Below are 15,083 nucleotides of genomic sequence, written 5' to 3'. Positions count from 1 at the left end.
TCAGAAGATCCCCTTGGCTTTGACCTTTTTCATACTGGCCACCTGACTCGAGAGATCCTCTATCAAAGGTTCTGCCTCTGTGCCGACAACACTCTGTCGAGCGGGGGCACTGGCCAGCCGCTGGATCAACCGGTGCTGCTCGCGGATCAGCCGAGATTGCTCTTCCAGTTGGCGAGAGAGCAGCTGGATACTGCTGGCAAGGGGAGCCAGATCCTGCTCGGCCCCTGCTGATGGCAGCTTGCCAGCGATGGCTTCGGCCAGTTGGTCATGATCCAGCGCGGCAGGCAGCCCCTGTCTGAGTTCATCCCACATCTCGGCGGGTTGCTGCTCGCCAAGCCGGCTGACAATCTCGTCCACCAGAGATGTGGTATCACTCTGCCCCAACTGAGGTGCAAGCCTGGCCACAATCTCGTCAATCATCACATCTGCGGCAGGTTGCGCCTCGCCAGCGACCTCCCCCAGATTGAAACCACAGCTGGCAAAGGCATGACGCAGGGTCGTCATGCTCACCTGCTCCGGCCCTAGCGCATTGGCAATCGCTTTGCAGAGGTTGGGCGCCAGCACGTACATGAACATGCCGGAGAGGTAGATATCCTTGTGGAAACGGCTCTTGGAGAAATCAAACTCCTCGGTGCCCTCCTGGATCTTTCGCGCCCGTTGATACCAGTTCTGCAATACCCCGACCGCATAGCGATCAGACTCCAGCGCACCCGGATCCATATAGATGGAGAAGGTCATGCGCTTGAGTTGACTACTCATCGTCAACCTCGGCCATCACAGGCGCTTCGCGATAGACTTCATCCTCTTCCGTGGTGTAGAGGCAGATTTCGCGAGCCAGCGCGGACTGGGCATCGTCCAGCAGCTCGACACGGTCACCCAGGGTGGGATAGGCCGCCTTGATAGCGTCATAAATCAGAGATGCGCCGCCACCGACCAGATAGACACGGTTCGGGTTCTTGGCGAACTTCTTCGCTTCATGTGCAACCTGAGTGCCCAGCTCGTCGATCTTGTTCTGCATCTTCTCGAGGATCTTGGGGATCTGGCTCTCATCGTTGACCACATCGCGTACAAAGCTCATGTCGTGGCGACGCTTGATAAACTCGTTGGCCACCAGATAACTGGAATCGCTGTCTGCTGCGGCCAGCGCCTTGCGAGTAGCGTCGGTCACCATGGAGACACCGATCTCGTTGTTACCGTAGACATCGGAGACATCATCAAACTCACCGACGATGATCCCCATATCCAGAGTGGTGCCGCCACAGTCGATCACCAGAGTCTTGGTGAACTCGTTGCAGCCTGAACCAATCAGACGAGAAAGCGCAGCAGGCAGACTCTCCGGCATCACTTCGACACTGACGATATTGAACAGCTCGCCCTTGTTAAGGGTGATCGGACGCATCAGGTTGCGGCGTTTCTTCTCGATCTTCTCTTCGTTACGCTGGCAATCGTCCGGGTTGTAAAACTCGGTGATGGGCAGGGTTACTGTGATGGCGACATCGCACGGCGTCACACCGGTCTGCAACAGGGCATGATGCACGGAGAGCAGGTTGAGATCGTCATACTGGTACTCCACATGAGTGGTGGCCAGAGACTTGTCGGAAGTCGCGTCGTAGGTGTACTTGGTGTTGCCTATCTCGTAGTTGTAGATCTTCTTGTCTTTACGCAATGCGGCGCTCTTCCAGTCCTTGCGAAAGGAGTTGGGAGAGATGATGGTCTTGAGCACCTTGTTCTCAATCCAGCTCACCTTGACGTTGGTCGAGCCATCATCGATGGCCATTTTCATTACTTCAGACATGAGGAAACACCTGTTAATAGATCAGAAATGGGTCCGATTGCCTTGCCTTATGCCTTTGGCAAGGCGATCGAACCAATACATACACGGGGTAAAAGGGCGACAAGTTTAATGGGTTTCTAAAATCCGGTGAAGCAAATGATTAAATCCGGAAGGATCTTCCGCGGGCCAGGCGTGGTGGCCATTGGGGGTGTGGATGGTGGCGTTGGGCAGGGCGGCAAACTGCTCTACCCGTTTGGCCAGCGGCAGGTAGTCGTGACTGGTGGAGATGATGGCCACCGGCTGCCAGATGGCGCCGAGCCGGGCGCGTACCGACCAGCCGGGTAACGCCTCCAGCAGCGCCTTGTAGGTTTTCTTTTTATTGCGCACGAAACGCAGCCGGAAGGTGTGGCGCACCTGCGCCAGATCCGGGCCCGGGAAGAGCTCGCGTCCCAGCCACCAGGCGAGCGGGCGCATGCCAAACCAGCGCAGCCATTTGAGGCGCTGGGCGTAACGCTCCTGATCTTTGGGTGTTTCCAGCAGAAACTCGCTAAAACCGTTGACCAACACCAGCCCCTGCACCTTGTGGGGGAGTTGCAGCGCCAGCTCCAGCGCCACCATGGCCCCCAACGACAATCCCACCACCCAGGCGGGCTCTGGCTGCTCGTCGAGCCAGTTCACCACATCGGCTGCCAGGGTCGCCACATCGAACGGCCCCTCCTGCATGCTCTGGCCGTGGCCGCGCAAGTCCAGCGCCACCACCCGGTAGTGTTCGGAAAACCGTTCGATCTGCGCCTGCCAGTCGAGGCTGGAGGAGCCCAGCCCATGCAGCAGCAACAGCAAGGGGCCCTCCCCCGCACTGCGCAGGGCAAGACCGTTGAATTTCATCACCTGATTGCGGCGCATCAGTGTATTGCCTCTCGACTCATCACCTGAACCATCTCTTGTTGTTATGTTGCCCGTGGCCATCCTGCCACGTTATCAGCACGGCGCCCAATCAGCCTTCGCTGACCAGACTCACCGCCTTGATATAAGCGTAGATCTGCTGCTCCGGCGCCAGCGCCAGCCGCCTGGCGGAGCGGCTGGTGATCCGGGCCAGCAGTATCTGCTCACCCAGCGCCAACTGCAACAGGGTCTGGCCGGGGCGCACCTCGCGCACCGCCAGCAGACGGGTGACGAGACAGTTGGAGAGGCTGGAGTGCTCGATGGGGGCCGTGGCGATCACCACATCGCGCCCCGCCACCTTGATCTGCAAAGGGCCGCTCTCATCCGGCACCTGGGTCATGGTGACCCGCAGTTGCTGCTCACCGAGCTGCAGGGTCGCCATCTGCTCCTCTTCATCGTAGTGAGAGAGGGTCGCCGCCAGCATCACCCCGGCATCGTCGCGACTGGCGAGCGATAGATCGGTGCGGGCGAAGATTTCGCTCGGCCTGCCTTGTGCCTCGACCCTGCCACCTTCCAGCAGCACCAGCTGATCGCAGAGCAGGCTCACCTCCTCCATGGCGTGGCTGACGAAGATCATCGGGATACCGCTCTCCTGCTGCAACCCCTTGAGCACATGGGCCTGATGGATGCGGCTACGCCGATCGAGCGCCGAAAAAGGCTCATCGAGCAGCAGCAGATCGGGCTCGGCAAGCAGCGCCCGCCCCAGCGCAACCCGCTGGCGTTGACCGCCAGAGAGGGCATGGGCAGGTTGCCCCAGCAGATCGGCAAAGCCGAGCCGCGCCGCCAGCGCTTCGGGTTGCCAACGCCCCCGTCCCTTGCGGGCCGCCAGTTGCAGATTGCCGAGCACCGTCAGATGGGGAAAGAGGCGCGAGTCCTGAAACACCAGTCCGATCCGGCGCGCTTCGGGCAGCAGTTGAGCATACTCCCGATCGCGCCACAGCAAGCGATCCCCGCTTCGGCGATCGAGCCCGGCGATGATGCGCAGCAGGGTGCTCTTGCCGCAGCCCGAGGGGCCGAACAGGCCGAGGATCCCCCCCAGTTCGAGGGTCAGTGCGCAATCGAGGGTAAAGGGGCCAAACTCGCGCCGGGCATGGAGGTTCAAGGCATGGCGGGGCGGCACGTTCACAGGCGGCATAGTAGCGGGTAGGTTCATCCGAACACTCTCCGCTGTCTGCGCTGCAACACACCATAGACCAGCACCAGCATCACCAGCGAGAAGGCCATCAGGCCGCCCGCCAGAATATGGGCGTTCTGATAATCCATCGCCTCCACATGATCAAACAGGGCGATGGAGAGCACCTGGGTTTCGCCGGGGATATTGCCGCCAATCATCAGCACCACGCCAAACTCCCCCAATGTATGGGCAAAGCCGAGGGCTGCCGCCATTACGAAGCTGGGCAGGGTCATCGGCAAGATGATGTGGAAAAAGCGCTCCAGCGGGCCGAGCCCCAGGGTCGCAGCAGCTTCCAGCTCCTTGTTGCCCATGTTGACGAAGGCGGAGGTGAGCGGCTGCACCACAAACGGCAGCGAATAGAGGATGGAGGCAAACAGCAGGCCGAGAAAGCTGAAGGCGAGCGGGGCGCCAAAGGTGTCGCGCCACCAGGCGCCGAAACCATATTCGGGGGAGAAGGCGAGCAGCAGATAAAACCCCAGCACTGTGGGGGGCAGCACCAACGGCAGCGCCACCAGCGCCTCCACCAGCGGCCGCAGGCGGTTCTGACTGCGCGACAACCACCAGGCCAGCGGCGGAGCCAGCAACAGCAAAATCGCTGTGGTACTGGCTGCAAGCTTCAGGGTGAGCCAGACCGCCAGCAGATCCCCTTCACTCATTGCCGACCTCCCGGTTGATAAATGCCCCCAACGGCATGGTATCCATCCTTATTGCAAAGAGTGGCCGACCCGAAGGCCGACCACTCAGGGTATCGCATCAGGCCCATCCCCTTATTGGGGCAAGGCATAACCCGCTGCCTTGATCTGCGCCTGACCCGGCCCCTTGAGCCAGGCGACCAGCGCCTCGACCGCGGCACCTTTCTTCAATACCAGCCCCTGCTGCTCGATGGGAGGATAGAAGCTCGCTGGCACTGCCCAGGCTTCACCAGTCTTGCCCGCCTCAACCAGATTGGCCCAGGCGACAAAGCCCAGCTCGGCATTGCCGGTGTCGACAAATTGCCAGGTCTGGCCGATGTTGGCGCCGGTCAGCAACCGGTACTGCTTGGGATCGATCTTGAGATGGGTGAGGGTCGCCATGGCGGCAGCACCATAGGGAGCAGTGCGGGCATTGGCGATGGCAAGGTTGCCTTTCCAGCTACGCAGGGTCGCCTCGTCAGGGGCCGGCCCCCCCTTCTTCCACAACCCCAGCTGGCCGATGGCGTAGGTGAAGCGATCGCTCCCCATGCCCTCTTTTTCCAGCTTCTCGGGGGTCGCCGCATCGGCGGAGAGGAAGAGATCGAACGGTGCGCCGTGACTGATCTGGGTGTAGAGCACGCCGGTGGCGGCAGACGAGATTGCCAGAGTGTGGCCGGTCTTGGCGGTGAACTCCTTGCCGATACGCTCTATGGTGCCCTTGAAGTTGGCCGCCACGGCCACTTTTACTTCATCGGCCTGCACGGCACCGGTATGCAAGGTGGCGGCGCAGACGCCGGCGATGACAACAGATAACAGCGGTTTCATTCCCTTTCTCCTGATGGGGCCCGCACATCCGCGCCCCTTGGCGGGGCCGTGGTTCCCGTTGAACCTGTGCCCCTCGTGATGAACAGGTCAGGCTTGCCAGCGGGCAGCGGCGGCGTTGTCGCTCTCCTTGGCCTCGACCCAGCGTTGCACACCCTCGGCGGTCAGCTCTTTTTTCCAGAACGGCGCCCGGGTTTTCAAGAAATCCATGATGAAGTGACAGGCGTCAAAGGCGGCGTCGCGGTGGGCACTGCTCACCGCCACCAGCACGATCTGATCGCCAAGCCACAGCTCACCGATACGATGAATGAGGGTACACTCCTGCAGCGGCCAGCGGCGGCGGGCCTCCTGCACGATATCAGCCAGCGCCTTCTCGGTCATACCGGGGTAGTGCTCGAGGGCCAGCCCCTTCACCTCCTCCCCCTGATTGAAGTCGCGAACCTTGCCAACGAAGGTGACGATAGCGCCACTGTCGGGGCGGGTGGAGAGGCGGGCATATTCGTCCGCCAGCGAGAAATCCTCCCGCTGCACCAGAATGCGATCTGTGATGGCTACGACGTTCATGGCTCAGCCTCCGGTCGTTACTGGAGAGAAAGTGAAGAAGGCCACTTCGTCACCACCGCACAGCTCAGTGGTGCGATCCACGGTCATTATCTCGCTCATCATCAACCTCCGGTCACCGGCGGGAAGAAGGCCACCTCATCGCCATCATTGATGGGGGTATCGAGGGGCACCAAGGTCTGATTGACCGCGACCAAGAGCTTGCCTGCTTCCAGCGCCAGCGCCCACTTGTCGCCGCGTTCACAGAGCGCCGCGCGCAGTTGTTCGGCGGTGGCGTAGTCGCACGGCAGGCTCAACTCGTCGCAGGCCACCAGCTCTCTTACTTGCGCAAAAAACAGTACCTTGATCATGCTTGCTCCCCGCTATTTGACCCCAGCTGAAAATGGCCGGACTTGCCGCCCTTTTTCTCTACCAGCCGCACCTGTTCGATCACCATGTCCTTTTGTACCGCCTTGCACATGTCGTAGATGGTCAGCGCCGCTACCGACGCGGCGGTCAGCGCCTCCATCTCCACCCCGGTCTTGCCGGAGAGCTTGCAGAGAGTGCGGATATGCACCCGATTCTGCTCGGCCAGCGGCACTATCTCCACCTCGACTTTGGTCAAGGCCAGCGGATGACAGAGGGGGATAAGATCAGAGGTCTTCTTGGCGGCCATGATGCCAGCGATGCGGGCGGTGGCGAACACGTCACCCTTGTGGTGCTGGCCGCTCAGGATCAGCGCCAGCGTCTCGGGGGCCATGGCAACAAACGCCTCGGCGCGGGCTTCGCGCTCGGTCACCTGCTTGTCGGTCACATCCACCATATGGGCTTCGCCGCTCTGGTTCAGATGCGTCAGGTTGGGCTGGGTCTGCTTGGGATCGGTCTGGTTCATCGTTTGCTCTCAGAGGTGGGAGACAAAGTTGCACGGCTTGGTGCGGGCATCGAGCTGATCGCGGATCAGTTGCTCCCAACCCAGCTGACAGGCGCCGGTGGAGCCGGGCAGACAGCAGATCAGGGTGCGATTGGCGAGTCCCGCCAGCGCACGGCTCTGCATGGCGGAGCCTTTAATCTCGGCAAAAGAGAGCTGACGGAACATCTCGCCAAAACCCTGTACGGTGCGCTCGAACAGCACACCGACCGCTTCCGGTACCCGGTTCTGTTCATTGAAGCCGGTACCTCCGTTAATCAGTACCACCTGCACCCCCTCATCGGCGATCCACTCGCTCACCCGCGCGCGGATGCGAAACAGGTTGTCCGGGCAGAGCGCCCGATCGGCCAGCTGATGGCCCGCGTCGGTAAGGGCCGAGACCAGATAGTCGCCCGAGCTGTCATCGGCGGCAGTGCGGCTGTCGGAAACCGTCAGCACGGCGATCTTGAGGGGAATAAATGCGTTGTGTTTCTGTCCCATCGGGCAGCTCCTTGTGGCTATGGGCCGTCAACGAGGCAGGAAGAGAAGGGGTATGAGAGGCCAGCTGTCAGAGCACAAAAACGGACGCAGACAGGGGTGACCAACTTGCTCAAGCGTGTGACGGCGGGCTGATTCTACCAAAGGTTTCACGAGATATGGGATTTAAAAGACACACAAATCTGATGCTTGTCCCATATATGAACAAAACGCAGGCCGGGTAAACCCGGCCTGTCGTCGCAGGATCAGAACCCTTTCACCCCGGTCATGTCGGGCAGCTGGTGAGCGATCCCCTTGTGACAGTCGATGCAGGTACTTTCACCACTGGCCAGATTGGTAGAGTGCATCTTGGCGGCACGCTGCCCCTGCAGGGAGAAGTCCATGTACTCGAAGTTGTGGCAGTTGCGGCACTCGCGCGAATCAGTCTCTTTCATCCGCTGCCACTCCCGCTCCGCCATCTCGCGTCGGTGCGACTCGAACTTCTCGCGGGTATCCACCTTGCCGGTGATCATGCCCCACAGCTCCTTGGAAGCCTGCACTTTGCGGATGATCTTGTAGGTCCACTCGTGCGGTACGTGACAATCCGGGCAGCTGGCCCGCACACCGGAGCGGTTGGCGTAGTGGATGGTGTCGCGGTACTCCTCGTACACGTTGTCCTTCATCTCGTGACAGCTGGTGCAGAAGGCCTCGGTGTTGGATGCTTCCATGGCGGTGTTGAAGCCACCCCAGAAAATCACGCCACCGAAGAAGCCCATCAGCAGGATGACCCAGAGAGCCGCCTTCGATGGTGACTTGAAGGTGGTCCACAGACGCTGGATAAAGCCGGGTAATTTCATCTATGGATTCCTCAGTTCAGCGCTTCAACCGGTTTAAAGGTATTTTCCACCAGCGGCTTGGCATCCGCTTGCGGCACATGGCACTGCAGACAGAAGTAGCGACGCGGCGACACTTCACCCAGGGTCAGGCCGTCGCGGGTCTCGAAGTGAGTCGGGCTGATCTTGGGTGCCTTCATGGCGCTGGCATTCTTGAAGCTGTGGCAAGCCAGGCACTTGTTGACCTTGGTGTCCACCTCATAGTTGCGAATGTCGTGGGGGATCAGCGGCGGCTGATGCATGTACTGGCGATCGTAGGGCGCGCCATCCTTGCGGAAGTTTTTCAGGGGTGCGGCGGTGGCATCGGTCACCAGATCGGTGGCGCCACGCTCGGACTTGAGGCCACCGGTACTGTTGGTGATCTCGGGGGCCGCTGCCATCAAGGATCCCGCCATCAGGCATGCCAGCATTGCTCCAATCAGCTTTTTCATTATTTGTTCTCCGACGTTTTTTCTGCCTTGACGGCAAAACCTACAGTGATTTCAAAAACTTGTTCCGCGCAGACATCGATGCAGCGGCCACAGTTGGTACACTCCTGAGCCGCAATCAAGGGCCCGTGACCGCGCTTGGAGCCGTGAACAGGCCCGCGCAGGATGAGACGCTCCGGGCAGACCGCATAACAATCCATGCAGTTGCTGCACCGCTCGCGCCCCTTGGCAGAAATCTTGATAAATCCGACCCGGTTGACCAGGGCATAGAAGGCCCCCACCGGACAGAGATGACCGCACCAGCCCCGTTCAACCACGAAAAGATCGAACAGGAACAGCGCCACCAGCAGGGCCCAGCCCGCCCCCATGCCAAACAGCAGACCGCGCATGGCGAGCGACACCGGATTGACCAGCTCCCACACCAGCACGCCCGTCACCGCTGGCACCACCAGCACCATGGCCAGCAGCCAGTAGCGGGTCGCACGGCTGAACTGGCCATTGCCCTTGAGGCCAAGTCGCCCCCTGAGCCAGGCTGCGGCATCTGTGATGAGGTTGACCGGACAGACCCAGGAGCAGAACACCCTCCCCCCGACCAGCCAGTAACCGGCCAGCACAATGGCAGCCCCTAGCCAGAGAGTGGTGATGGGCCAGTGACCCGCCGCCAGCGACTGCAACAGCGTGAGGGGATCGGTCAGCGGCACCGTCTCCAGCAACAGCGAGCTGGAGAGGTTGCCCTTGAGGATCCAGATACCCGCCAACGGCCCCAGCAAAAACAGCCCGAGCACGCTGAACTGACTCAGCCGACGCAGCAACAGGAAGCGGTGGGAACGCCACCACCCCAGCTTGATGCGAGCATCTTCCCCCGGATAACGACTCATAACCCCTCCGGTTTGCGGGTGGGCAGGGTGAGCCTGTCGCCGATGAGCGACTTGTTCCCCGCCTTGGCCTTCTCTTCCCAGCCGAGCCGGTAGTGATGACCCAGCTCACCTTTGGCGAGCTGGCGTGGCACCACCTTGATGGCCGCTTCCTCCAGCACGCAGGCATGCTCGCACTTGCCACAGCCGGTACAGATATCGCTGTGTACCGTGGGCAGGAACATGGCGTGTTTGCCGGTACGCTGGTTATGCTGCAGCTCAAGAGTGATCGCCTTGTCAATCAGCGGGCAGACCCGATAACAGACATCGCAGCGCAGCCCCAGATAGTTGAGGCAGGTCTCGTGATCGATGAGCACTGCCACCCCCATCCGGGCCTGATCGATGTCGGTCATCTGCTGATCCAGCGCCCCGCTCGGACAGGCCACCACGCAAGGGATGTCATCACACATCTCGCAGGGCACGGCACGCGCCTTGAAATAAGGGGTACCAGTGGTCACAGGGTCAAACAACCGGGCGAGCTTGAGGGTGTCGTAGGGACACGCCTCAACGCAGAGCCCGCAACGCACGCAGGCGCTGAGGAACTCTGTTTCATCGAGAGCGGCGGGCGGACGCAGCGCCTGGGCAGGCACAGCTTGCGCCTGCTGGCGGGCCACGCCACCGAGCCCCACGCCAAGCAGGCCCACACCGCAGGCCCCCTTGGCCATGTCGGCCAGAAACTGGCGACGACTACGACTCATCTCACACTCCCCCGCCTTAAGCCTTCATCACCTTGACGGCGCACTTCTTGTAATCGGTCTCTTTCGAGAGCGGATCGGTGGCGTCCAGGGTCAGCTTGTTGACCAGCTGGCTCGCATCAAAGAAGGGCATGAAGACCAGTCCTTTCGGCGGACGGTTGCGACCACGGGTCTCGACACGGGTCTTCACCTCGCCACGGCGGGAGGAGACGATCACCTCTTCACCACGGCGCACGCCGCGAGCCTTGGCATCGTCCGGGTGCATGAAGAGCACCGCATCCGGGAAGGCGCGATAAAGCTCGGGCACCCGACGGGTCATGGTGCCGGTGTGCCAGTGTTCCAGCACGCGACCGGTAGAGAGCCACAGGTCGTACTCTTTATCGGGCGACTCAGCGGCGGGCTCAAACGGCAGGGCGAATATGACCGCCTTGCCATCTGGCTTGCCATAAAAACGCACCCCCTCACCCGCTTTCACATAGGGGTCGAACCCTTCACGGTAGCGCCACAGGGTCTCTTTGCCATCTACCACCGGCCAGCGCAGACCGCGCGCTTCGTGGTACTGATCGAACGGCGCCAGATCGTGGCCGTGACCGCGACCGAAGGTGGCGTACTCTTCGAACAACCCTTTCTGGACGTAGAACCCGAAGTGCTCGGCCTCGTCGTTCAGCAGACCTTTGCTCTGCTCTTTCGGGAACTGGTTGACCTGACCGTTGGCATAGAGCACGTCGAACAGGGTTTTGCCCTTCACTTCCGGCATCTTGGCAATCAGCTCTGCCGGCCACACTTCCTCAACCTTGAAGCGCTTGGAGAACTCCATCAGCTGCCACAGGTCGGACTTGGCCCCTTCCGGCGCTTTCACCTGCTGGTGCCAGAACTGGGTACGGCGCTCGGCGTTGCCGTAGGCTCCCTCTTTCTCCACCCACATGGCGGTGGGCAGGATGAGGTCAGCGGCCTGGGCGGTAACAGTCGGGTACGGGTCAGAGACCACGATGAAGTTGCGCGGGTCGCGATAGCCAGGCAGACGATCGGTATTCATGTTGGGACCGGCCTGCATGTTGTTGTTGCACATCACCCAGTAGGCATTGAGCTTGCCATCTTTGAGCATGCGATCCTGCAGCACGGCGTGGTAACCCACCTGCTCCGGAATGGTGCCTTCCGGCAGCTTCCAGATCTGCTCGGCGATGGCGCGATGCTTGGGATCGGTCACCACCATGTCGGCTGGCAGACGGTGGGCAAAGGTGCCCACTTCACGCGCGGTGCCACAGGCAGAGGGCTGGCCGGTCAGTGAGAAAGGACCATTGCCCGGCTCGGAGATCTTGCCGGTCAGCAGGTGGATGTTGTAGCAGAGGTTGTTGGCCCAGACGCCACGGGTATGCTGGTTGAAGCCCATGGTCCAGTAGGAGACCACCTTCTTGCCCGGATCGGCATAGAGCTTGGCCAGCTTTTCCAGCTTCTCTTTGGAGACGCCGGAGAGCTTGGAGACCGACTCCACATCGTAATCCGCCACGAACTTGGCAAACTCCTCGAAGGTCATCGGAGTGGCATCGCCGCTGTCCGGGTTCTTCGCTTTCTGCTGCAGCGGATCGGTCGGGCGCAGGCCGTAACCGATGTCAGTGGCCCCCTTCTTGAACACGGTGTGCTTGTTGACGAAGTCCCAGTTCACCTTGTCGTTCTGAATGATGTAGTTGGCGACATAGTTGAGGATCGCCAGATCGGTCTGCGGGGTGAACACCATGCCGTTGTCCGCCAACTCGAAGCTGCGGTGCTCGAAGGTCGAGAGCACGTGCACCTGCACATCCGGGTTGGAGAGACGACGATCGGACATCCGCGACCAGAGGATGGGGTGCATCTCGGCCATGTTGGAGCCCCACAGCACGAAGGCGTCGGCCTGCTCGATATCGTCATAGCAGCCCATCGGCTCATCCATACCGAAGGTACGCATAAAGCCGACGACCGCGGAGGCCATGCAGTGACGGGCGTTGGGGTCGATGTTGTTGGAGCGGAAACCGGCCTTCATCAGCTTGGCGGCGGCGTAACCTTCCCAGACGGTCCACTGGCCGGAGCCGAACATGCCGACAGCTGTCGGCCCCTTCTCTTTCAGGGTCGCCTTGAACTTCTCGGCCATGATGTCGAACGCCTGATCCCAGCTAATAGGGGCGAAGTCGCCATCCTTGTCGAACTGGCCGTTCTTCATCCGCAGCATCGGCTGGGTCAGGCGATCCTGGCCATACATGATCTTGGAGAGGAAGTAGCCCTTGATGCAGTTGAGGCCACGGTTGACCGGTGCATCGGGGTCGCCCTGAGTCGCCACGACCCGACCATCCTGAGAGCCCACCAGCACGGAGCAGCCGGTACCGCAGAAGCGGCAGGGAGCCTTATCCCAATGGATGGCAGTCTTGTCGGTACTGGTGATGAGATTGGCTGCCAGCGTGGGGGCACTGACACCGGCCACGGCAGCGGCAGCTGCCACCGCGTTGGCCTTCATAAAGTCGCGTCGACTCAGCTTCATGGCATATCCTCACATTGCTTATCGCGTAATAGTTGTCGAATCTGTCGAACGGGAGCCAACCATCAGCGGCAGAGGGCACGCCAGGCATCCCATCACTCGTTTCAGTGACCGCCCAGTTCATCGAACTGGTGGTAAATCAGGGCGGCAGAGAGCACACCCGGCATCGCCTGTATCGCATCAATGGCCGCCATGATCGGCCGCTGGCTCGGACCTTCCAGGGTCACGACCAGCTTGCCCTCGTCACTGACGGCGTGGATCTCGGCCCCTTCAAGGGCACCAATCTGCTCGGCGAGCTGATGGCGCAAGGGGGGCTGGGTCAGCACCACCAGACTCGATACATGGAACTCCTGATCCATTGTGGCTTCTTTCTGACTCATTCTGACTCCTGCTTGAGGGTGGGCTGGCTCGCACCACCGGATGGGGCGGCTCGCCCGTCGACCTTGATGCTGCCAACCGGACAATCCTGCACGCAGGCGCCGCAGCCATTACAGCGATCCGGCTCCACTGTCGGGGTAGGCACGCGCCCCAGCACCGGAATAAAGCGAATGGCATTGGGTTCGCAGCTGTCCTGACAGCGCTGGCAGAACACCTGACCATTGGCCAGACAGTTGGCCTCGATATGGGCCTTGTAGTGCCAGGGGGACTCGCTGGTCGGGCGAAACACAGGCGCCTTGCAGACCGTGGCGCACTCGGTGCAGAAGGTGCATTCGCCACGCTGGAAATCGACCACCGGAAAACCGCCCTCGCCATTCACCAGGATCTGCTCCGGACAGGCGGCCAGACAGTCCCCGCAGCGGGTGCAGTCGGCGACAAATGCCGACCAGTTGACTGACCAGGGCAACTGCACCGGCGGTTCAGCGGTTCTCAGCCGCCCCCGGAACAGGCCGCGGCGGGCAAGATCGATCTCATCCGGCATGTTGACTCCTGTTCTGGTGAAGAAGGGGACAGTGCGAGTCCATGATTGGCATTCTTGATACCAATTATAAGAGTGGGTGTATATTGCGGCCCTGACAAGGTAAGGGATATACCACCAGGGAGATAAACAGGGGGGATTCTTGCGCCAGATCAAAGCCTTGCAGCGCAATAAAAATGGAGGTATCGGTTAAAATACCTCCATGTGAGGATTGCTATTTAATCGTTGGCGATTTTTTGCGGTTATCCGCCGATCGAGGCGAGATGAGGGGTGATGCCGGCATTGCCCTCATGGAGACGATGGGTGGCACTCTTGCCCACCAGTGCCGCGCGAATGCGCTGTTGCAGCTCATCAGATTGCCCATCTGCGCCGAGCAGATCCCGCAGGTCAATGCCGTTGTCGCCAAACAGGCACAGATGCAGCTTCCCCAGCGAGGAGACCCGCAGCCGGTTGCAACCGGCACAGAAATCCTTGCTATAGGGCATGATGAGCCCCACCCCACCTTGCGAATCGGGGTGCATAAAGACCTGCGCCGGACCGTCATCCGAGCCCCGCAACTGCTGCACCCAGCCGCTCTCCAGCAAGCGCTGTTTGATCTGCTCGCCGCTGACATGGTGGTCACGAAACAGGGTATCCATCTCGCCGGTCTGCATCAGCTCGATAAAGCGCAGCTCGATGGGCTTGTGCCTGATCCAGCCCAGAAAGGCATCAAGCTGGTAGTCGTTGAGCCCCTTGAGCAGCACCGCATTGATCTTCACCGATTTGAAACCGGCGGCCAGTGCTGCTTCGATCCCCTCCATCACCTCGGCCAGCTTGTTCTCACCGGTGATCTGATGAAACTGGCGCGGGTCGAGACTGTCGACACTGACATTCAGCGCGTTGAGTCCGGCATCAAACCACTCCTGAGCCCGCTCCTTGAGGCGATAGCCGTTGGTGGTCATGGCGACCTTCTCGATACCCGGGGTGGTGGCAATCACCTTGACGATCTCGGTGAAATCGCGGCGCAGGGAGGGCTCGCCCCCCGTGATGCGCACCTTGCGGGTGCCCATGGCGGCAAAACCGCTGACCACGCGGCGGATCTCGTCAATCGAGAGAAAGGGTTGACGCCCCGCTTTGTGACCTTCGGGGGGGCGATAACCGTCAGGCAGGCAATAGGTGCAACGGAAATTGCACACATCGGTCACTGACAGACGCAAATAGTAAAAACGACGGGAAAAACCATCTTCAAGTGGCAACATAAACACCTTTCCAAATACGGGAGGCCAGGGCATTTCTTTCCTGACCCTTACAGCTCGAACGTCGGCTGACGGCTGGTTTCCCCCTATCGCTAGGACTTAGGCAAAACCGCTCGGAGTTCATCTAGTTTTTCGATGCTAACACAAGTTGGAGTACACTCCCACGCATCTTGCGGGGTCCTTATCACT

At 60.7% G+C, this 15,083-nt stretch carries 18 protein-coding genes and 1 riboswitch; all 18 genes read right to left on the bottom strand.

Going from position 1 to position 15,083, the window contains the following annotated elements; genetic code table 11:
• The 18 genes from AB5Y97_RS03445 to moaA all read right to left on the bottom strand — a co-directional run bounded on the left by AB5Y97_RS03445 (position 1) and on the right by moaA (position 14,897).
• Complete coding sequence (locus AB5Y97_RS03445; RefSeq protein ID WP_368157249.1) at positions 1–759, bottom strand: hypothetical protein; 759 nt, start codon at positions 757–759, stop codon at positions 1–3.
• Complete coding sequence (parM, locus tag AB5Y97_RS03440) at positions 752–1,795, bottom strand: plasmid segregation protein ParM domain-containing protein (RefSeq protein ID WP_103252105.1); 1,044 nt, start codon at positions 1,793–1,795, stop codon at positions 752–754. Before parM ends, AB5Y97_RS03445 begins: the two co-directional genes overlap by 8 nt.
• A 105-nt stretch (positions 1,796–1,900) precedes the next feature.
• A complete protein-coding gene (locus tag AB5Y97_RS03435) occupies positions 1,901–2,677 on the bottom strand; it encodes an alpha/beta fold hydrolase (protein ID WP_368157248.1) in 777 nt (258 codons plus the stop codon).
• A gap of 91 nt (positions 2,678–2,768) precedes the next feature.
• On the bottom strand, positions 2,769–3,869 hold the full coding sequence (gene modC, locus AB5Y97_RS03430) for a molybdenum ABC transporter ATP-binding protein (protein ID WP_368157247.1): 1,101 nt from the start codon (positions 3,867–3,869) through the stop codon (positions 2,769–2,771).
• A complete protein-coding gene (modB, locus tag AB5Y97_RS03425; RefSeq protein ID WP_005353447.1) occupies positions 3,866–4,546 on the bottom strand; it encodes a molybdate ABC transporter permease subunit in 681 nt (226 codons plus the stop codon). Before modB ends, modC begins: the two co-directional genes overlap by 4 nt.
• 111 nt (positions 4,547–4,657) lie before the next feature.
• Entirely contained in the window at positions 4,658–5,386 is a 729-nt protein-coding gene (gene modA, locus AB5Y97_RS03420; protein ID WP_088869494.1) for a molybdate ABC transporter substrate-binding protein, read from the bottom strand.
• An 87-nt stretch (positions 5,387–5,473) separates the two neighbouring features.
• Positions 5,474–5,947, bottom strand: a complete 474-nt coding sequence (moaE, locus tag AB5Y97_RS03415; RefSeq protein WP_335833838.1) for a molybdopterin synthase catalytic subunit MoaE — start codon at positions 5,945–5,947, stop codon at positions 5,474–5,476.
• Between the two features lie 101 nt (positions 5,948–6,048).
• Positions 6,049–6,294 (bottom strand): molybdopterin synthase sulfur carrier subunit, encoded by a 246-nt coding sequence (moaD, locus tag AB5Y97_RS03410; protein WP_005353453.1) that lies wholly within the window; start codon positions 6,292–6,294, stop codon positions 6,049–6,051.
• Positions 6,291–6,815 carry a cyclic pyranopterin monophosphate synthase MoaC gene (gene moaC / locus AB5Y97_RS03405; RefSeq protein WP_110302479.1) on the bottom strand — a complete coding sequence of 175 codons (525 nt, stop codon included), beginning with the start codon at positions 6,813–6,815 and terminating at the stop codon, positions 6,291–6,293. The genes moaD and moaC overlap by 4 nt, the downstream gene beginning before the upstream one ends.
• A 9-nt stretch (positions 6,816–6,824) precedes the next feature.
• A complete protein-coding gene (gene moaB / locus AB5Y97_RS03400) occupies positions 6,825–7,331 on the bottom strand; it encodes a molybdenum cofactor biosynthesis protein B (RefSeq protein WP_005344126.1) in 507 nt (168 codons plus the stop codon).
• A gap of 242 nt (positions 7,332–7,573) precedes the next feature.
• A complete protein-coding gene (locus tag AB5Y97_RS03395) occupies positions 7,574–8,164 on the bottom strand; it encodes a cytochrome c3 family protein (protein WP_107685087.1) in 591 nt (196 codons plus the stop codon).
• A gap of 11 nt (positions 8,165–8,175) precedes the next feature.
• Complete coding sequence (locus AB5Y97_RS03390; protein ID WP_005334452.1) at positions 8,176–8,631, bottom strand: nitrate reductase cytochrome c-type subunit; 456 nt, start codon at positions 8,629–8,631, stop codon at positions 8,176–8,178.
• Positions 8,631–9,506, bottom strand: coding sequence for a quinol dehydrogenase ferredoxin subunit NapH (gene napH, locus AB5Y97_RS03385; RefSeq protein ID WP_368157246.1), 876 nt, complete (start codon positions 9,504–9,506; stop codon positions 8,631–8,633). Before napH ends, AB5Y97_RS03390 begins: the two co-directional genes overlap by 1 nt.
• Positions 9,503–10,240 (bottom strand): ferredoxin-type protein NapG, encoded by a 738-nt coding sequence (napG, locus tag AB5Y97_RS03380; protein ID WP_005334456.1) that lies wholly within the window; start codon positions 10,238–10,240, stop codon positions 9,503–9,505. The genes napH and napG overlap by 4 nt, the downstream gene beginning before the upstream one ends.
• A gap of 16 nt (positions 10,241–10,256) precedes the next feature.
• Complete coding sequence (napA, locus tag AB5Y97_RS03375) at positions 10,257–12,746, bottom strand: nitrate reductase catalytic subunit NapA (protein ID WP_368157245.1); 2,490 nt, start codon at positions 12,744–12,746, stop codon at positions 10,257–10,259.
• A gap of 101 nt (positions 12,747–12,847) precedes the next feature.
• A complete protein-coding gene (locus tag AB5Y97_RS03370; protein WP_031227438.1) occupies positions 12,848–13,102 on the bottom strand; it encodes a chaperone NapD in 255 nt (84 codons plus the stop codon).
• A 17-nt stretch (positions 13,103–13,119) separates the two neighbouring features.
• A complete protein-coding gene (gene napF / locus AB5Y97_RS03365; protein ID WP_088869499.1) occupies positions 13,120–13,662 on the bottom strand; it encodes a ferredoxin-type protein NapF in 543 nt (180 codons plus the stop codon).
• Between the two features lie 239 nt (positions 13,663–13,901).
• Positions 13,902–14,897: a GTP 3',8-cyclase MoaA gene (moaA, locus tag AB5Y97_RS03360; protein WP_368157244.1), complete on the bottom strand. Its 996-nt coding sequence runs from the start codon at positions 14,895–14,897 to the stop codon at positions 13,902–13,904.
• Positions 14,885–15,025: riboswitch (molybdenum cofactor riboswitch) on the bottom strand. (Overlaps the previous gene by 13 nt.)
• Positions 15,026–15,083: the final 58 nt, after the last annotated feature.

It is taken from the genome of Aeromonas sp. R10-2 (genome assembly GCF_040908445.1).
In the GTDB taxonomy this organism is placed as follows: Bacteria; Pseudomonadota; Gammaproteobacteria; order Enterobacterales; family Aeromonadaceae; genus Aeromonas; species Aeromonas veronii.
Note: the sequence above shows the minus strand (reverse complement) of the source record. Positions and strands in the feature narration are given on the sequence as shown.